General features: G+C 61.2%; 15 protein-coding genes. All 15 read right to left on the bottom strand.

The annotated features are described in order from the left end of the window. Positions 1–763: 763 nt before the first annotated feature. Entirely contained in the window at positions 764–2422 is a 1659-nt protein-coding gene (locus tag F8R15_RS18895; protein WP_152845630.1) for an alpha-amylase family glycosyl hydrolase, read from the bottom strand. 69 nt (positions 2423–2491) lie between these two features. Beyond that, positions 2492–3853 carry an ABC transporter substrate-binding protein gene (locus F8R15_RS18890; RefSeq protein ID WP_253732774.1) on the bottom strand — a complete coding sequence of 454 codons (1362 nt, stop codon included), beginning with the start codon at positions 3851–3853 and terminating at the stop codon, positions 2492–2494. Between the two features lie 122 nt (positions 3854–3975). Continuing rightward, positions 3976–4983 carry a LacI family DNA-binding transcriptional regulator gene (locus tag F8R15_RS18885; RefSeq protein ID WP_172976264.1) on the bottom strand — a complete coding sequence of 336 codons (1008 nt, stop codon included), beginning with the start codon at positions 4981–4983 and terminating at the stop codon, positions 3976–3978. A gap of 307 nt (positions 4984–5290) precedes the next feature. Beyond that, positions 5291–6547, bottom strand: coding sequence for an RNA polymerase sigma-54 factor (locus tag F8R15_RS18880; protein ID WP_152845628.1), 1257 nt, complete (start codon positions 6545–6547; stop codon positions 5291–5293). Beyond that, positions 6544–7266: a type 1 glutamine amidotransferase gene (locus F8R15_RS18875; RefSeq protein WP_152845627.1), complete on the bottom strand. Its 723-nt coding sequence runs from the start codon at positions 7264–7266 to the stop codon at positions 6544–6546. Before F8R15_RS18875 ends, F8R15_RS18880 begins: the two co-directional genes overlap by 4 nt. Before the next feature lie 53 nt (positions 7267–7319). Beyond that, the gene (locus F8R15_RS18870) at positions 7320–8816 is read right to left on the bottom strand and encodes an aldehyde dehydrogenase (RefSeq protein WP_152845626.1); all 1497 of its coding nucleotides are present in this window, start codon (positions 8814–8816) and stop codon (positions 7320–7322) included. Positions 8817–8835: 19 nt separating this feature from the next. Further along, the gene (locus tag F8R15_RS18865) at positions 8836–9642 is read right to left on the bottom strand and encodes an ABC transporter permease (RefSeq protein WP_152845625.1); all 807 of its coding nucleotides are present in this window, start codon (positions 9640–9642) and stop codon (positions 8836–8838) included. Positions 9643–9644: 2 nt separating this feature from the next. Next, positions 9645–10511, bottom strand: a complete 867-nt coding sequence (locus F8R15_RS18860) for an ABC transporter permease (protein WP_078601042.1) — start codon at positions 10509–10511, stop codon at positions 9645–9647. Continuing rightward, a complete protein-coding gene (locus tag F8R15_RS18855) occupies positions 10508–11605 on the bottom strand; it encodes an ABC transporter ATP-binding protein (RefSeq protein WP_210402334.1) in 1098 nt (365 codons plus the stop codon). The genes F8R15_RS18860 and F8R15_RS18855 overlap by 4 nt, the downstream gene beginning before the upstream one ends. Positions 11606–11710: 105 nt before the next feature. Beyond that, positions 11711–12757: an ABC transporter substrate-binding protein gene (locus tag F8R15_RS18850; RefSeq protein ID WP_078601046.1), complete on the bottom strand. Its 1047-nt coding sequence runs from the start codon at positions 12755–12757 to the stop codon at positions 11711–11713. Positions 12758–12789: 32 nt separating this feature from the next. Next, entirely contained in the window at positions 12790–14178 is a 1389-nt protein-coding gene (locus F8R15_RS18845) for a sigma-54-dependent Fis family transcriptional regulator (RefSeq protein ID WP_172976263.1), read from the bottom strand. 14 nt (positions 14179–14192) lie between these two features. Then, the gene (locus F8R15_RS18840; protein WP_152845622.1) at positions 14193–15386 is read right to left on the bottom strand and encodes a PAS domain-containing protein; all 1194 of its coding nucleotides are present in this window, start codon (positions 15384–15386) and stop codon (positions 14193–14195) included. A 30-nt stretch (positions 15387–15416) separates the two neighbouring features. After that, on the bottom strand, positions 15417–16895 hold the full coding sequence (locus tag F8R15_RS18835) for a glutamine synthetase family protein (protein WP_078601052.1): 1479 nt from the start codon (positions 16893–16895) through the stop codon (positions 15417–15419). 29 nt (positions 16896–16924) lie between these two features. Continuing rightward, complete coding sequence (locus F8R15_RS18830) at positions 16925–18241, bottom strand: hypothetical protein (RefSeq protein WP_172976262.1); 1317 nt, start codon at positions 18239–18241, stop codon at positions 16925–16927. A gap of 8 nt (positions 18242–18249) precedes the next feature. Then, positions 18250–19467, bottom strand: coding sequence for an NAD(P)/FAD-dependent oxidoreductase (locus F8R15_RS18825; RefSeq protein ID WP_152845620.1), 1218 nt, complete (start codon positions 19465–19467; stop codon positions 18250–18252). Positions 19468–19471 lie beyond the last annotated feature (4 nt).

Raw genomic sequence — 19471 nt, 5'->3', positions numbered from 1 at the left:
GCATGCCGGGATCTCGGGGACCTTCTCGAGCGACTATGAGAGCCACGCGCTGCAGCTTTCCTTCAACGCGAAGTTCTGAGCGCGAAGTTCTGAGCGCTCACAGGCCCAAACAAAGACACCGCGGCGCTTTTCAGCGCCGCGGTGCATTTTAGAGGCTCCAAAAGAAACCAGTCGTTTCAAGTTTTATCCGGCTCCTCAGGCTTCTGATGATCTCGTCCTACAGTAGTTTCGCTCAGGTCGCGTTCTGCAAGCACAACGAGCCATCGATGTAGGGCTATCGACAAACCCGCTCCAGTAATTGGCTGGGATCGGATTGAAGGTCCGCTTGGCGCCGGGAAGGCCATGTCTTCCTGCCCTGGACGCTGCGTCACCGCATGACCGGTTCAAGCCCAAAGTGCAGTTATCCCCAAAATCTGGGGGCAGAATTGTGGAGAGGAGCCGTAACGTCCAATGGCGGTTCGAAGGATTCTGACGTGCTCAAATATTAGGCGCTTTCTGTTTTCCCAGGGAGCTTTTCATCCAGCAAGCCGGAGACTGGCAGTTCCACTCCGGTCGATCCGCCGACCTTCGAGAATGACGCACATTCTCTCTCGATCAGCCTGCGCATCCCGCCACAGCGGCTTTGAGGCGGGCTTTGGGAATACGAAATTGCTGACAGCTTGATAGAGCAATGCTGTCTTTCGCTGCTATCCGGGCGAAGGACCGCTTTGGGCCGATATACCATTGAGTTGAGCAAACGACGCTCAGCCAGGTCGCGGTAATCTCAAGCTTTCTCACGCATCAAAAAAGCTTCCCAAGGCGGAAGCGTGATTATTGCCGGACCATTCGATGGAAGGATGGCGGCATTCGGGGAAACTGGCTCGACACTCCCATCCGGGCTGCGAAACTCAGCGGCCGTGTCCGATAGATTGAAGACGCAATGCATCTCGTTGCCCTCGAACACGCGGCGAAAACTCAGAAGCGATCCATCGACGGCCAGATCCACCAGCGCCCCCTTACGCAAAGCTGGCTCCCGACGTCGGAGCGCGATCGCGTCGCGGTAGTGGTTTAACAGACTGTCGGGCTTATCATGCTGAACCGAAACCGCCCGCATCTCGTGCCCTGCGCCCAGAGGCAACCACGTGCGCGACGCTGTCGAAAATCCTGCGTGAGCCGCGTCATATAGCCAAGCCATCGGCGTCCGGCATCCGTCACGACCTTTGAAATCGGGCCAGAAACGTTTTCCATAGGGGTCTTGCAAATCCTCAAACCGGATCTCGGCCTCGGGTAGTCCAAGTTCCTCTCCCTGATAGATGGTGGCCGAGCCGCGCAGGCACATCATCAGCAAGATCATCAGTCTTTGCGCTTCGTTCCCGAGATTCCATCGCGAGACATGCCGCATCGCATCATGGTTCGAGAAGGCCCAACAGACCCAGCCCTCGGGCGCGGCCGCTTCAATATTCGCGATGACCTCGGCGACATGTGACGCAGTTGGAGGTGTCGGCGAAAGAAAATCATAGGCGTAACACATCTGGATGTGGTCGTCGCCGCGCGTGTAGCGCCCGATCAACTCCAGCCCGATCTGGGCATCGCCGATTTCGCCAAGCGCGATGGCGCCATACTCATCGAGGAGCTGACGAAACTCGGCTACGAATTCGAGGTTTTCCGGCCTGTTCCGGTCGAAGATATGCTCTTGATAATTATAGGGGTTCACCGAAGGCGCGATCGAGTCGTTCTGCCGTTCCTCCGGCAGCGCCGGGTTGTCGCGCAGCTCGGAGTCGTGAAAATAGAAGTTCAACGCGTCGAGCCGGAAACCGTCGACCCCGCGGTCGAGCCAGAAGCGTGCAATGTCGAACGCCGCGCGGCGCACGTCCGGATTATGGAAATTAAGGTCAGGTTGCTCGCTCAGAAAGTTGTGCAGGTAATATTGCTTGCGGCGCGTGCTCCACTCCCAAGCCGAGCCGCCGAAGATCGACAACCAGTTATTCGGCGGAGTGCCGTCGGGCTTCGGATCGGCCCAGACATACCAGTCAGCCTTCGGATTCTCGCGATCGGCGCTGCTCTCGACAAACCATGGATGCTGGTTCGAACTGTGTGAAAGCACCAGATCGACGAGCACGCGGATGCCCAGCCGGTGCGCTTTCTCGATCACGGCGTCGAAATCCTCCAAGGTGCCGAAAATCGGCTCGACATCGCAGTAATCGCTGACGTCGTAGCCGAAATCCTTCATAGGCGACCGAAAGAAGGGCGAAATCCAGATCGCATCCGCCCCCAGAGACGCAACGTGATCCAGCCGCTGCACGATGCCCGCCAGATCGCCGATCCCGTCGCCATTGCTGTCCTGAAAGCTGCGCGGATAAATCTGATAGATCACCGCTCCACGCCACCAGTCGCGATCGGCTATGACACTGCCCTTGGGGGCGATGGGCTCTTGCAGGCTCATGAAGACGATCTCCGGAAAACATGTCGGGAAACAGCGCCGCGGATTGCGCAGCTGCTTCCCACCTTGGGCTTACTTGATGCTTTTCCACCGGGTCTCGACCCGGTCCGTCACGGTCTTGGCATCCTCACCCGTGGTGAAGTCCACCATCGCTTTCCAGAAGGCATTGGTGCCGATCTCGCCCGGCATCAGGTCCGACCCGTCGAAACGGAAGGTCGTCGCCGATGTCAGGATATCGCCGAGCTTGCGCTGCGTGTCGTCCTTGTAGAGCGCTTCGTTCGCCGCCTTGAGCGGGGTCAGGAACTGGCCCTGCGCCATCATGATCTCATGCGCGATCGGGGTCAGCAGGAACTGGATGTAGGCGCGCGCCATCGGGCTGTCATGGGTGATCGTCACCATTCCGCCAGACCCCAGAACGGGTCGCCCAAGTTCGGGCTTGGAGGCGTAGGGCGGAAAGTAGAAGAAGCTCGCGTCGCGCCCGACCTTCACATCCGAGGGGAAAAACGTCGGAATGAACGAGGCTTGTTTCATCATCATGCATTTCGGCGGAAAGGTGAAAAGCCCGCTCGGCGCGTCGCGGAAATCGGTCGTGACGGCGGTGTCCGGGCCGCCTGGCGTATATTCCGGATTTCGCGCGAAGGTCCCGTAATCCTCGATCGCCTGCACGACGCGCGGGTCGTTGAACGGGATCTCATGATTGACCCATTCGTCATAGACCTTTGGCGGGACGGTGCGCAGCATGAAATCCTCGACCCAATCGGTCGCCGGCCAGCCGGTAGCGGCCCCCGATCCCAACCCGATGCACCAGGGCGCGACGCCGTCCTTGACCATCTGATCGCTCAGTCGAACGAGATCTTCCTGCGTTTGCGGAACTTTGTAACCCATCTCCTTGAAGTTTTCGGGCGAATACCAGACGAGACTTTTGACGTCGGTGCCAAAGAAAACACCGTAGAAATTGTCTTTGCCGTCCGGACCGGGAAACGTCGCGAGGTCGGCCCAGGATTGACCGGCGGCGTAGCCGTCCTTCACCTCCTGCTCGGTCGAGGCCTCGAGCGGCACGAGGACGCCGGCCTTGCCCATGTCCTTGGCCAAGCCGGGCTGCGGGAAGTTTGCGAAATCGGGTAGCCCGCCCGCCTTCGAGGCGATGACGATATCCTGCTCGTAGCTCTCCGAACCCGAATACTGGACCGTCGCTCCGGTCGCAGCTGCGAAATAGGCATAGAGGTTGCGGTAACGATCGGCGTCATTGCCGGTATTGGCCCCCATGATCGTCAAAGTCTGGCCACTGAAATCGTATTTTCCGGCAAAGTCGTGATAGCTCTTCCAGTCGAATTCTCCCTTATCGACCGGAAATACCAAGTCCTGCGCCATCGCAATTCCTGGCCAAGCCAGCAGAGCTGAGAGCGCGATCGCGGGCTTCGAAAACTTTGTCATGGTGATCTCCTCCAGATCCAGCGCCGAAATCGACCGTGCCTCGTCGATCCGAAACGTTTCGGAAAGATGCTAAAACGAGACGATTCTGTCAATGATCTTCGGTTTACGGGTTCGTGAGCGGACTACTCCCGTGGCGGTTGGATCGAAGCGCCTTGGCGGAACTCGAATTCCAGTTCAGTGACTTGGGCCTCAATATCGGGATGCGTGATACGGCGATCGAATGATGAAGCCAAAGCGCTCCAAGCCGCTCCGAGCTCGGAGCGCGTGCCGCCAATCGGTGGATCGAACGCGTCCGGGTCGTAATGTTCGAGTCCATCGTCATGGGCGAGCACCGAAAGGTCCCGCGGGACCTGAAGCCCGGCTTCCTTCACTGCGGCGTAGACGCCAGCCGCCATCATCAAGTTACCAGCGATGATTGCACTGGGCGGATTTTTCCCAGTCAGAAGCGAAATCGTCAGATCGTGTCCCGCCTCGAAGGTCATCGGTGCATTCAGAATGCGGCAATCGCCTGCGCCCTTCACGGCTTGATCGAATCCTCGAGCGCGGGCCTGCGCGAAAGGCAGATCTGCGGGGCCGTTGAGAAAGGCGATATCGGCATGACCCAGCTTTCTCGCGGCGCTTACCATCGAGCCGATCAAAGCAGCATTGTCGAGATCGACGAAATCATGTGCGCAGCTCGGATCGCGCCCATGCACAACGAAGGGGATGCCACGGTCTGCAAGCTGGACAATACGCGGATCGTTTACCGTCGGCCCGATCACCACGAAACCGTCGACCCCACCGCTGCGATAGAGCTGGTCGTAGACCGAGATATCGTTCGCATATGCCGTCACATGCAGAATGAGACGCTTCCCGCGCCGGGAAAATTCGGCGGAGATGCCCCAGACGACTTCGAAAAGAACCTCGCGGGCAGATGCATCAAGTTGACGCGGAACCACCATAGCGACATTTCCCGACTGCCCTGTCTTCAGACCTCGCGCCATCAGGTTCGCACGATAGCCCAGCTTGGCTGCCGCTTCCTCCACGCGGCGCCGCGTCTCGGCGTTGACATCGTCGAAGCCACCGAGCGCGCGACTGACCTGTGTGATGGAAATACCCGTCTCCTTACTGATGTCCTTCAGTGTCGCCATGACCATCCCCGCTATTCCCAGCCAAGCTTAGCATGATCCCGAAACGTTTCGACAGTGCGAACATGTTCATTTCTTGGCCATTACCACCGAGCGGAATGGTGTTTTTTTCCTGAACTGTTTCTCGCCGTGCAAGAGGCGCGATGTTCCCAACGAGTTTCAGGCGACCTTTCGCTGCAGGCAGCATCAAAGTCCGCTATGGGCCGATACCAGAGACAATGAGGTCTTACGGCTGTTCGCGGCGCCTTGCCTTTTATGCCTGCGGCAAAGATTCTCGCGGTGGCGCCAAAGTCTGCCCCTTTTTACCGAGTCAATCCAATCGCGATCTCCGAACCGCGCGATTTGGGATGCCTGCGCCGGCACGGAGGTTCGCAACAACGCGTCGTGACACAAGAATACCGTCCGCGCGAAGTGCTTCGGTCAGTTGGCGATCATTTAGCGGACATTCGGGGCCTTCTTCGGCTATCATCTGCGCGATACGCGTTTTGACTGCAAAGGCACCCTCAGGGGATGAAACTCCCGAACCTTTTCGGAGAGGGCGTGAGAAAAACTCTCGCAGTGAAAGTACGCCCATCGCGGGGGTCGCCGCCGAGGAAGAACGCGCCAATCGTCCCACCGTGCTTTCATGAAGGCCGAGACGACGCGCGGCTTCTCGGCGCGTCAAAACTCTTTGCCCAACGGGGCCCTCGGAAAGAAACTGCCCCTGCTCAACTGCCAGCAACGTGCCAAGCGCCAAGAGGTTTTCGTTTCGCGTCTGAATGGCGCTGAGGAGCTGAAGCGCTTCGCTTCTTTCTCTTGAGAACGACGTCCCTAAGCCAGCTCCCTGCTGAAAGTCATTCACTTCGATCCGGGGAAGGCTCTCGGGGTTGAGCTGAGCGGTCCAACCATCGTCCCCTTTTTCGAAAATGAGATCAGCTATACGTGTGCACGTAGCATCTGTCGAAAAACCAGAGGCAGGTCGCGGGTTCAAATCGCGTAAACGGGCCAGCAGTGGGACTAACTCGTTGCCACTAATTCCGGCCGCCTCCGCGAGAGCGGTGGGCCCACGTTCCGCGAGAACCGGAAGAACATCGAGCATTCGCCGCATCTGCGGCGATACCTCTTCCTCTTCGGCAAGTTGCAGGGCGAGGCATTCGCCAAGCGAGCGGGCAAAGAGGCCACGCGGCTCGATTGCCTGAAGCGCGGCCAGGACGGTCTCGACACGCGCGGACGGAACCCGCAACGTGGCGGCGATCGTCTCGACCGGCGTCTCCAGAAAGCCGTTCGGCCCCATCGCGTCGAGCAGCGCCAGCGCAATGGGCCGGTCTGCCGGACGCGGCGCAAGACGGTCGATCTGGCCGAGTACATGGGCGCGCAACGAGGGTCCGGGTGCGGCGATATCGGCCGTGCCATCCTCCATCGCGGGAGGCAGGCGCACTCTCAGCCAGGGATTATCGGAGGCCGCCTCTCGTAGGGTTTGCGCCAACTCGAGATTGGAAAGCTCCAGAAAGCCGATCGCCCGGTGCAGCTCCTGAGAGAGCTTGAGCTGGGTGTCGAGGCGCTGGGTGACCTTCTGGGTGAGTTTCATGTCTTTTGGACGTTGCGGCGGAAGAACTCGGCGAAGCCTCTTGCCACTCTGTCGTTATCGAGCCCCCCGTCAAGCGTCGCCAGTGCGCTTTTTGCCCGATCCATCGGTACGCGATCGCCCTGATAAGCGGTCAGAAGATCGTGGATATAACCCGGCTGGAACTCGGGGTGGAACTGCACCGAGAGCGCTGGGAAGCCGGTATAGACCAGCCCGCCATTTGGGGAGGGGTCGTTCGACAAGAGCCGCGCGGTGCCGGGAGGGAGCGCCGTAATCTGATCCTGATGGAACGACAGAGCAGCGAGCGGATCGGGCCCGAAGACCTCTGCCCCTTGCGGCGAAAGCATGTGCTCCTGCCGTCCGAGCATCCAGCCCGCCGCGGATTTCTCGACCTTCCCGCCGAAAGCCTGCGCCATCACCTGATGACCGAAACAGACCCCTGCCACCGGGCGGTTGCGCGCGCGCAACTCGCGCAGGAACCCCTCGAGCGGGGCAATCCAGTCATGGTCTTCATAGACACCCGCGCGGGATCCCGTCACGAGATAGGCGTCATAGTGATCGGGATCATCGGGAAGCGCCTCGCCCCCCGCGACGAAGATGCTTTCGAACGTTGCCTCGGGCAAGGCCGGTGCGAGCCAGCGTTCGAACATCCCCGCATAGGTGCCATGGGCGGGCCGGAACGCCTCGGCGGGGCGATCGGCTTCGAGAATACAAAGTTTCATTGTCGTCCTGAGGATAGGTCGGTCGGGGCGAGCTGTGCCCCGACCGGGAGAGGTCAGCTCAACTCGATCCAGACCGATTTGGTCTGCGTGTATTGCGTCAGCGCCTCGAGGCACTTGTCGCGCCCGTTGCCCGACTGCTTGAACCCACCCCACGGCGTCGTGGCATCGCCCGCCTCATAAGCGTTGACCCAGACGATCCCCGCCTCGACATCGCGGGCAAAGCGATGCGCGTTCTTCACATTCGAGGTCCAGATCGCAGCCGCCAGCCCGTAGATCGTATCATTGGCGGTTTCGATCGCGTGATCGAGGTTGTCGACCGGAATAATCGAAGCGACCGGGCCGAAAATTTCCTCCTGCGCGATCTTCATCTTGTTCGACACATCGGTAAACAGCGTCGGCTCGACGAAGCAGCCGGCGTTGAAATTGGCCGGGACATTGCCGCCGAAGGTGAGCTTGGCCCCCTCCTTGCGGCCCGCCTCGATATAGCCCAGCACGCGCGATTGCTGCTCGGGCGTCACCAGCGGCCCCATCGTCGTGTCCGGATCGAGCGGGTCGCCGGGGATGTGCATGTCCTGCGCGGCCTCGGTGAAGAGCGCGATATACTCGTCATAGACTGCGCGTTCGACGAGGATGCGCGAGCCCGCCGAGCAGACCTCGCCCTGGTTGCAATAGATCCCCGCGACACCTGTTGCGGCGGCCTTCGCCAGATCTTCGCAATCGGCCAGCACGATCTGGGGCGACTTGCCGCCGCATTCGGTGCTGACCCGCTTCATGTTCGACTGGCCCGCATAGATCATCATCAGCTTGCCGACCTCGCCCGAACCGGTGAAGCCGATCTTGTCGACGTCCATGTGGAGCGCCAGCGGCTTGCCGGTATCCTCGCCAAAGCCGGTGACGACGTTGAAGACCCCATCGGGCCCGCCAGCTTCCGAGAACAGTTTCGCCAGAAGCAGCGCCGAGAGCGGCGATTGCTCGGCCGGTTTCAGCACGATCGAGTTGCCGACGCTCAGCGCGGGTGCGATCTTCCACGCAGCCATCATCAGCGGGTAGTTCCACGGCACGACGAGCCCGCAGACCCCCAGCGGCTGGCGCAGGATGTAATGGAGCGCGTCGGCATTGGTGTTGGTCACCGCGCCCTCCATCTTGTCGATCACCTCGGCGAAGAAGCGGATCGTCATCAGCGAGCCGGGAATGTCGATGTTGAACATGTCCGAGATCGGCTTGCCCATGTCGAGCGTGTCGAGCAGCGCGAAATCCTCGGCATGCTCTTCGATCAGATTCGCGAAGCGACTCATCACCGCCATCCGCGCGGTGGGCTCCATCCGCGACCAGACGCCCGATTTGAACGCCTTCTTCGCGGCCGCGACGGCGCGGTCCACGTCCTCGGCACTGCCGCGCGCGACAGCGGCCACAACCTGCCCATTGGCCGGGTTGATGGTTTCGAATTTCGCGCCCGACGCCGCATCGACGAATTTTCCGTCGATGAACATCCGCGTTTCGGGCACGAGTGCGGCAGCGCGAGCCTGCCAGTCTTTCAGAGTCATGGTCATTGGCGTTCCCTCCATGTCGTTATTTTTTGCGCTCTCGCGTCGCGATGACCGCGACCACGATGAGAATGAGCGATAGAAGCACGATGATTGTGCCCACCGCGTTGATTTCCGGCGTCACGCCGCGGCGCATCGTCGAGTAGATATACATCGGCAGCGTGTTGTCGCGCCCGGTCAGGAAGAAGGTCACCGGGATCTCGTCGAAGCTGAGCACGAAGCTCAGGAGCCCCGCCCCGATGATCGCCGAGCGAATATTCGGCAAGGTGATGTCGATGAAGCTGCGCCATGGCGAGGCACCCAGATCGAAGGCCGCTTCCTCGAGCGACGGTTGCAGGCGCTGCAGCCGCGCATAGACCTGCGTCACCACCACGCCCAGCAGAGCCGTCGCATGACCCAGGATCACCGTCTCGAGGCTCAGCGGAAAGCCCATCAGCTTGAACATGTTGAGCATCGAGATACCGGTGACGATCCCCGGCAGCGTGATCGGCAGCAGGATCAGCCTGCGGAACACGGATTTGCCGGGGAAGTCGAACTTGTGCAGCACCATCGCCGCGGGCACGCCGACCGCGAGGGTCACGACCGTCGCCAGCGTCGCGACATAGAAGCTGTTGCCGATCGCGGCGATCAGGTCGGAATTGCTCCATAGCTTGCGATACCAGTCGAGCGTGAACCCCGAGAGCGGCCAGGTGAGCGACCGCGAGTCGTTGAAGGAAAACGCGATCAGGACCCAGATCGGGATGTAGAGAAACGCCATCAAAAACGCGACGAAACTCATGAAGGCCGTATCCGCGCCATAGCGCGACACGAGGCCGGGTGTTTTCTGTGCCATGGTCAGACGCCTCCCGTCATGCCTTTGCGCTCCATCCTGTCGGAGAGGGAGACGATGGTAAGAACGACGACGAGCATCACGATTGCCAGCGCGGAGCCGAGCGGCCAGTTCAGTGCCGCGCCGAACTGTGTGGCGATCACGTTGGCGATTAGGTTGCCGTCAGGTCCGCCCACGAGGAAGGGCGCGATGAAGTCTCCAAAGGAGAGACAGAAGGTCAGCGTGAACCCTGCCGCGACACCGGGCAACGATAAGGGCAGCGTGACCGTCCAGAAGCTGCGCCACGGCCCCATCCCGAGATCGGCCGAGGCTTCTGTCAGGTTGGTCGGGATCTTCTCGAGCGCGGTGTAGATCGGCATCACCATGAAGGGGATGAAGATATAGGTGAGCGTCACCACCATCGCGAACTGGTTGTAGAGAAACAGGCTCGACGGTTCGTCGATGATCCCCAGCGACATCAGGAAGGAATTGAGCACGCCTTCCGTGCCGAGGATGGTTTTCCAGATATAGGCGCGCAGCAGATAGCTCACCCACAAAGGCGCGATAACCGCCATGTAAAGCCAGGTCCGCAGCGCCACCGAACGGCAGCGGAAGACGAGGTAGTAGGCGAAGGGATAGGCCAGCAGGAACGAGGCCATCGAGACGAGCACCGAGATCTTCAGCGTTCGCAGGAAAACCCGCACATATTGGGGATCGGTGAAGATCGTGATGTAGTTCCCGAACTGGAAGGCTGGGATGAAGGTCGGGTATTTCTTCAGCCAGAAGGAATAGGTGACGATGATCCCGTAAGGCAGCAGCATGAACAGGGCAATCCACATGAGCGGGATGCCCATCACCAGCATGCTTGGAAGGTTGCGGCGCAGGAAGCTCATGGCGTCACCGTCCCTTCGAAGACGAAGACGTTATGGGCGGCCACGCCCAGTCGAACCGGCGCGCCGGATTGCGGCAAGGTGGAATGCGAAAGCTTGTCGGGCAGCAAGGTATCGGCGTCGATCTTGCTGCCATCGGCGAGGGTCACCGAAATCCTCAGGCCAAGACCGTAATAGATCACTTCCGAAATCGTGCCTTCGAAGACGTTATCGGCGGCTTCGCCCTCCGCCAGCAGCTTCACCTTCTCGGGGCGCACGCCAACGGTGACGGTCGCACCTTCGCCAAGCTTGGCATTGGGATGGGCCGTGATCTGCGTGCCGCCCGCCGCGATCGTCGCGACCTCGCCCGAAAGCGCGCTGACTTTGCCGGGAAGAAAGCTCGTTGTGCCGATGAAATTCGCAACATAGGGGCTCGCTGGGTGATCATAGAGATCCTGCGGGCGTCCTTCCTGAGCGATCCTGCCATTGTCCATCACCACTACGCGGTCGGACATCACCAGAGCTTCGGTCTGGTCATGGGTCACCATGATGAAGGTGATGCCGACCTTCTCGTGCAGGTGCTTGAGCTCGATCTGCATCTGCTCGCGCAGTTTCGCATCAAGGGCCGAGAGCGGCTCGTCGAGCAACAAAACCTTCGGGCGCCGCACGATGGCGCGGGCGAGTGCGATCCGCTGGCGCTGACCGCCGGACAACTGCTGCGGACGCTGGTTGAGCTTATCATAGAGCCCCACCAGCATCAGCGCATCCTTCACGCGAGTCCGCACCGTATCTTTGTCGAGTTTGAAGGTCTTGAGGCCGTAGGCCACGTTCTCGCCGATCGTCATATGCGGAAAGAGCGCGTAGTCCTGAAAGACCATGTTGACCTCGCGTTTGTAGGGCGGGTCGAATGTCACGTCCTTGTCTGCGAGCCGGATCGCTCCAGCTGTAGGTTCCTCGAACCCGCCGATCATGCGCAGGAGGGTGGATTTGCCACAGCCCGAGGGTCCCAGAAGCGTGACGAATTCGCCATCTTCGACGGTCAGCGAAACGTCGTCCACGCCGATGATGGTCGGACTGTAATGCTTGGAGATGTTCTCCAATTGGATGATTGAGGCCATGTCGCCTTGTTCCCTGCTTTTTCGGGAGCGGGCAGCCCTCCCCGACCGCCTCATCCCTTGATCCCTGAGGTGACCCCGATACCGGGGTCACCGTTCTTGCATCGCTTACTGCGCCTTCACGGAATTCCAGGCGTTGGTGTAAGCTTCGAACCGATCACCGAGCGATTGCCAGATTAGTAGGCTATCGAGGTAGTCAGGGTCGTCCTGATGCAGAGCAGCATATTGCTCGGGGCTCATGCAGGATTTAGCGGCTGCCGCGTTAGCCACCGAATAGCCGTTGACATTGGCGACCCCACATTGCCCCTGTTCGGAGAGCTGCATGTTGAGGAACTTGTAGGCGCATTCCTTGTTGGGGCTGCCCTTGACGACCATCCAGCTGTCCATCCACCCCTCGGCACCCTCCGTCGGGATGAACTCGGTCACTTTGATACCCTCGTCGGCGAGAAGGCTGGACTGATAGCCAGCCCAAGTGTTCGAGATCACTACCTCGCCGGCCTTGTAGAGGTCCACGAGTTCGCCAGCGGTAGCCCAATATTTGCGGATCAGAGGCTTTTGTTCGACAAGCGACTGCTTCGCCTTCTCGATTTGTTCATCCGAGAGCGAGTAGATGTTCATGTCGCCGTTCTTACGGGCGGCGACGTAGATTGCACTCTTGTCATCCCAGAGCGAAATCTTACCCTTGAGATCTTCGCGCCAGAGATCTGCGATCGAAGTGGGCGGCGTATCGAACGCATCGTCGCGATACATAAAGGCGATCGCGCCCCAGACATAGGGCATCCCATAATATTCACCGTCCTTCTGGATACCGTCGAGGGCCAGGAACTTCGGATAGATGTCGTTCCATCCCTCGATTTTCGAGGTATCGAGCGGCTCGACGAAATCGAGGTCGATCATCAGCTTGGTCGTGTCGATCGACGGGGTGATCAGATCGTAGACACCACCGCCGGCCATCAGCTTCGGTGCGAAATCGTCGTTCGATCCGACATAGGTGGCATTCACCTGGCAACCGGAGGTCTCCTCGAATTTCGTGAGGAAGGACGGGTCGGCGTAGCCTTCCCAGGTCAGCACGTTGATCGTGCCCTCCGCCAGCACCGGCGATGCGGTCAGGGCGAGCAGGCTGAGCGTGCCGAGCATCGTCTTCTTGATAGTCATGTTTTTACTCCACTGTTGGTTTTTTCGGCCGTTTACGGCTCTTTTCGGGTCTTTCGAGAAATGGTGCCGATATCGACACCGAGGGCGGCAGCAGCCTTGCGTTTGCTGCCATGGACACGGATCGCGTCTTCGATGATCCGTAATTCGTATTCGCTCACCGCGTCGCGCAGGCTCGCACCTTCGGCGAGCGGGGCCGGCGCGCTGTCGGGAGAGCTGCCGTACGAGTGCTGCGCTTGGGTCGGATCGAGCGCCATGAGCCGGCGCGGCAACTCTTCCTCGTCGTCGCCGAGCACCGAGATCTGCTGCATCAGATTCCAGAGCTCGCGGATATTGCCCGGGTAGTGATAGGCGCGCAGCCGCGCGCGCAGATCGTCGGAGAGATGTAGCGGGGCCGAACGGCGCTGATTGATCGCGGTGAGAAATCGGTCGATTAGGTGGTCGAGCAGTTCGGGCACATCACGCAGTGGCTTCATCGGCATGTTCACGACCGCGAGCCGGTAATAGAGGTCCGTACGGAAGCGGCGATCTTCTGACATTTCCAGAAGGTCGCGATTGGTCGCCGAGATGACCCGCACGTTCACCCGCCGCGGACGCGTGCCCCCGATCCGTAGGATCGTGCCTTCTTCGAGGAAGGAGAGCAGCTTGGCCTGAAGCGGCAAGGGAATTTCGCCGATCTCGTCGAGGAACAGCGTGCCACCTTCAGCCGCCTCGATCAGGCCTTTCTTACCCTCGGTCGACGCCCCGGTGAACGCGCCTTTCTCATAGCCGAAGAGCTCGGATTCGAAGAGGCTCTCCGGGATCGCAGCGCAGTTCACCGCGATGAACGGATCCACGCCATTGGCGACGAAGTTATGCAGATGGCGCGCAATCTCGGTTTTCCCGACGCCGGACTCCCCGGTGATGATGACTCGCGCGCCTTGTAAAAGCGCGCGCTCCCCACGCGAGATCATCCGGTCGAGCCAAGGAGAAATCACCCTCTGGCGGGCGAAATCGGGTCGCATCCGGCGCTCGGTCGCGCTCGTGAACGTCGGTGCGGATCGTGCGCCGGTCGCCTGCCTTCGAGCATGATCGAACACAGCCAGATCGCGCAGCGTGACAACGTGCCCCTCATTGGCGCCGGTCGCGGAAATCCTGCGCAAGGTCACGAAAACCGCGCCGGTCGCTTCTCCCCGCAGAATGAGACTGCCCGTGCGGCCCGCTTCGAGCGTCTCGCCCAGCAGGGTCCAATTGAGAGAGGACATGCTGTTGAACTGCGCAAAGTCGAATCCTTCCATCTCCTTCGCATTGAGCCCGCACAGGGATGCGGCTTCGCGGTTCGCGAAAGAAATTGAATGGTCAGGATTGAGCACGATAATTCCGTCGGCCAGCGCATGAAGAGCCTGATCGAGCGGGCGGGGCGACGTCGCGGATGTCTGTTTCATCTCTCCCGCCTCCATCACTGTCCCCGAGCCCTGAGCGACGTTACACTCGCGAGATCGCCACCCTGCGAGACCGGCCCCAGCCGCGCGCGCAGACTCAGCACAAGGCACTCCGTCTCGCGAAGCGCGACGCAGCGCGCCGCAAGTTCGGCACGGATCGGACGGTCGGGGTTGCGCAGAAGAACCGGGTAGAGACCGCTCGGATGGCCGGGGAGATGATCTCCAGCGACTGCGAAAATCTCAGTGAGCGGGACAGGAAGTTCGATCAGATCATCGATGCTTCGCGCGGGAAGAAGGTCGGGGTTGAGGTCGAGTAGTTCTTCGGCGCTGGTATTGATGCGCAGAATTCGGGCATCGCGATCGACGACCAGAACAGAGTCCGGCAGGGCGTCGAGGATTGCTTCGAGCGTGTCGATCTCCTCGCGCAGTACCGCGGCGCGGCGGGCGTGTTTCGAGACATCACGCACGGTGCCCCACATGCGATACAGGAAGTTACCCCGAATGTGCCCGCGCACGTCATTCTCAACCTCGATGAATACGCCGTCATAACGCAGATCGCGCGAGGGTGAGGCATTCACATCAAAGCTCGCGCGGATCAGGCGCCTTACGAAGTCCTCGTTTTCGGGCGAGCGCGGAAAGGTCTCGTGCACGGGGAGTGCATTGAAATTCTTACCCTCAGGGGTGCGATAGAGCCGCGCCATCGCATCGTTGCAGAAGCGCCAATGTGGACCATTCTCAAAAACCTGGCGGATGATCTCCTGCTCTGGGGCCGAGAGGTCCACGGGCTCGTCCCATTCCATGCACCAGCCCGCATCGTCGGAGGCCGCGAGGATCGACTCGAGAATCTCCTTTTCCTCGGCGAGGGTCGCGACCTCTCTGAGCGCGCCGCCCGCGGGCCATTTCACCGTGCGCAAGCAAAGCCCCTGCTCGGGGTCTGTGAACCGAGTTACGATCGCGGTGACGCCGATCCGCGCGCCGTCGCTGGCGCGCATCTCGAGCGTGACGACATGCGGCCCGACGGTGGTCTCTGTAAAAACCCCCTCAAGCCGCTTGCGAGAGGCCAGCGGATAGATCGCTGACCAGGCCTCACCCGCGGCCGCGCCCGGCACGAGGCCGAGCACGGCTTCCTGGGCAGCGCAGGCAGACACGATCCGTCCGTCCCGGCTGAGAATGTCGATCATCTCGGTCTCTGGTCTGGTTGGATCTGTCATGCTCTGGGCTCCTTTGCGGGGGTCAACGGATTACGGTACACAATGCAGGTATTGCTCCACATCCCAATTGGTGACCTCACGCAGGAAGCGTGTCCACTCGTCCTGTTTGTATTCGTCGAAGACTTCGTAGAGCCGCCCCGGAAGTGCCGAACGAATGACCTCGTCGTTCTTGAGCGCGTCCAGCGCATCCCGAAGATTGAGCGGGATGAGATTGACCTCTCCTCCCGACTGCCAGACCTCGGTCACGTTACGCGATTCCGGCGCGCCCGGGTCGATCTTGTTGCGGATGCCATCGTCCATCGCCTTCAGCAGCGCACCGCAGAACAGATGTGGGTTGACCATGCTGTCCACTGCGCGGAACTCGAACCGGTCGGGCGAAGATATGCGGACCGTACAAGAGCGGTTCTGCAGGCCCCAATTTGCCCCGATCGGCGCCCAGAGACCGTAGTCGTTGAAGCGGCGATAGGAGTTCACGGTCGACGCACCGATACAGGTCAGCGCGTTGATATGCTTGAGCGACCCGCCCAGAACGTGATGCCCCAGCTCCGTCGGCAGCCAGCCGCCTTCGGTGTTCTCGAACTCGTTCACGCCGCCCTTGGAATACATCCAGTTCTCTTCCATGCCCGGCAGTTCGCCCGGCACGATCGCCTGCACCTCGCGCTCACCGCCGGTCCAGATCGAACAGTTGTGGTGGCAGCCGTTGGCCGCGTAACCCATAAAGGGTTTCGCCATAAAACACGCGATCAGCCCGCGCTGGCGTGCGACCTCGGCGCAGATCTGGCGATAGGTCGTCATCCGGTCGCATGTCGGCAGCGCATCGTCGAACTGGTAGTTCAGCTCGATCTGGCCGGGCGCGTCCTCGCAATCGCCCTGGATCATGTCGAGACCCATCGCGCGGGCATAATCTGAGACCTGCATCCAGATATCGCGGGCGCTCTCGAACTGGCCGATGTGATAGGCGAGCGGTTCGGTCACCCCGGAATAGGGGCGCACCTCGCCAGCCTCGGGCTTGAGCCAGAGCATCTCGGGCTCAAGACCCACACGCAGATGCAACCCGTTATGGGTCTCGCGGAACTCACGGTCGAAGCGCTTGAGGTTCCCGCGGGTGTCGTATTCGTAATACTGGCCGGGAAAGTTCGGATCTTCGAGGCTGTAGAACAGCGTGCAGAACACACGAGCGACGCGCTTGTCCCAGGGGAGCTGGACGAACGTATCGGGATCGGGCAGCGCGATACATTCCATCGCGTTCGCGTCGAAGCCGATCAGGTTGCCTTTGAAATCCGGCAGCACGTTGGTGACGCCGCCCATCCAGGTCTGAACACCCTTGCGCGCCTGGGTTTCCCAGTGACGCGCCGGGGCGGCCTTGCCCATCACCCGCCCGGTGATCGAGATGTATTGGTAGTAGATGTAATCGACCCCGAGCGCGTCGATCTTCTTGCGAACACGTTCGACCAGTTCGGCCCGACCGGGCGCATCGACTTCGCGGTGATAATCGGTATCGGTTGTCATTCTTGGCTCCCTATTGGTTTTTTTGCGTCTCAGCCTTCAAGGTAGCGGGCGCGTTCTTCGGCGCTGACCGCCTTGGCGAGGCTGGCGTATTCGGCGCGGCAAGCGGCCGCGAAGTTCTCGGTGAAAGCGGCTCCGAAGATCCGCGCGGCGTCGTCACTGGCAGCAAGCCGATCCGCGGCCTCGGCGAGATCGCGCGGGAAGCGGCTTGCACCTTCGGGGGCGAAATCGGGATGCGCTGCGGCGCTCGGTTCGGGCGCGGGCAAGTCGCGCTCGATCCCGTCGAGTCCCGCGCCCAGCATCAGCGCCATCGTCAGATACGGATTGCAATCGGCGGGTGGCACCCGGAATTCGAGACGGGCGCGCGCGCCCGTATGCGGCACGGAGCGCACCGCGACGGTGAAGGGATATTCCGCCCAGGTGAGCGATTTAGGAGCCCAGCTACCCGGTGCGAGGCGGCGATAGGCATTCACGCTCGAGGTACACATGGCGAAGGCATCGGGCACGACCGCCATCATCCCGGCGATGAACTTCTTCGCCAGATCGTTGGTCTGGCCATCGGGCGAAGCGAAGAGGTTCTTGCCAGTTTCGGCGTTGCGCAGGCTCATCAAACAATGGCCGCCGATACCGGGATACTCCGCGCCCATATACGGCATGAAGCTCACCGTCTTACCGTGCTTGCGGGCATAGGAGCGCGCAGCCAGGCGCAGGAAGCTCGCGTCGTCGGCGGCACGCAGCCCTTCGGTCGCGGCGGTCGTGGCCTCGAGGCAGCCCGGCCCCAGTTCGACGCTCAAAGCATAGAGCGAGACGTCATGGCCGAGAATCTCTGCCTCCATGTCTGCAATGAACTCGGCATGGGTATTCGCGGTGGCGCCCGACCAGCACTTGTTGTCGGGGGCAAATTTCGCGAGCCCCGCGAAGCCTTTCTCGCGCGCGGTGGTCGCGTCTTCCTCAAGCACGATCAGCTCGAATTCGAACGCGGCGTCGACTTTGAAGCCCATTGCTTCGGCGCGCTCAAGCTGGCGGCGCAGCACCTGGCGCGGCATCAATTCCTTCGCCTCGCCCGACAGTTCGGCGATCACCGTGACCGCATCGGGCTCGGAGGGGTTTGCACGCATCGAGGCGACGTCGATCTCGACCGTCTCGGTGAAATAAGAGTTGCCGCCGAAGAGGTTGTCCCCGCTGTCCCAATAGGCCAGAACATTCGCGAAGCGCGCGTCCCCCGCCCAGTCGAGAAACTGGGCCTTGCGCAGGCGCCGCTCGCGCAGGACCGACGCGTAATCGAATTGACCGACATGCACGATCTCGGCGTCGAGCTTGGCGAGGGCGGCTTCGAGGAGGTCGTTCATCTGGGGGCTCATGCGGTTTCTTTCGGAGTGAGTGCGGCCATCAGGCGGGCGCGGTGTTTGGCAATCAGTGCGGGCGGAGCGCCAAGGCCGATCACGCCGGTGAGCGCGCCGTCGCGGGCGTATTCGACGATCACGGGAGCCTCGCCGATCTGACTCAGGTCGCCTTCAACAACGGTTTGCGTCTCGGCCAGCGCCGGGGCGCCGAAGGCCTGAACGCGCATGCCGTATTGATCCGACCAGAAGCTCGGCAGCGGCGCGAAACCGGGCTCGGGCGTCTCGCCCGCCTCAATCGCGACGATGGTCTGGGCGGCGCGTTTGGCGGTTTGTCCGGGGATGCACCAATGCTCGATCCGGCGCGGTACATCGTCGAAAAGCGGGTTCGCAAAGCGAGCGATGTCACCGACCGCGAATAAGCTTGATGCGCCGACCGCCCGCATCGTGTCATCGACCAGAACGCCGTCGCTGAGTTCCGCACCGCTCCCGGCAAGCCATTCGGTATTGGGCAGAGAGCCGAGCGCTTCGACGATCACGTCAGCCTCGATTTCCTTGCCGTTGTCGAGGAACACTCGGCCCGGCTTAAACGCCTCAACCGAACGCCCGGTGAGCAGCGTCACCCCATGGCGTCGGTGCAACGTGGCCATCGCGGACGCAACACGCGGACCGAGCGCGCGCATCATCGGTTGCGGCCCCGGTTCGACGATCGTGACGTGAAGGCCAAGCTTGCGCGCGGTCGCGGCGATCTCGCAGCCGATGAACCCGGCCCCGATCACCGCCAGACGGACGCCCGGTTGCAGCATCGGGGCGAGCGCGCGGGCATCGTCGAAGCCCCGCAAAACGTGACGGATGTCTTCGTTTCCAGGAAGCGGCAGTCGGCGCGGCCGGATGCCGGTCGCCGCGATCACCCAGTCCGAGCGGATCAGAGAGCCATCGGCAAGACGCACGCCGGCACTCTCGATCCCGGTCGCCCCCACACCAAGACGTATCGACGCGTCCTCCGGCATCAGCTTGGAGCGTAGCAGGAGCTTGCTGAAAGCCTCGGTTTCATCTGTATCGCCCCCCGCAAAGCTTTCCATTACTTCCTTCGACAGGGGCGGCCGGTTGTAGGGCGCATGCGGCTCGTCGCCGATCAGCGTGAGCTGCGCCTGCGGAAGCGCCGCCTTCAGCGCTTCGGTCGTGCGCAGCCCCGCGAGCGAGGCGCCAACGACGGTGATCCGGGGCCCTGCCATGTCC

Origin of the sequence: Thioclava sp. JE_KL1 (genome assembly GCF_009296265.1) — a bacterium.
GTDB lineage: Bacteria > Pseudomonadota > Alphaproteobacteria > Rhodobacterales > Rhodobacteraceae > Thioclava.
Note: the sequence above shows the minus strand (reverse complement) of the source record. Positions and strands in the feature narration are given on the sequence as shown.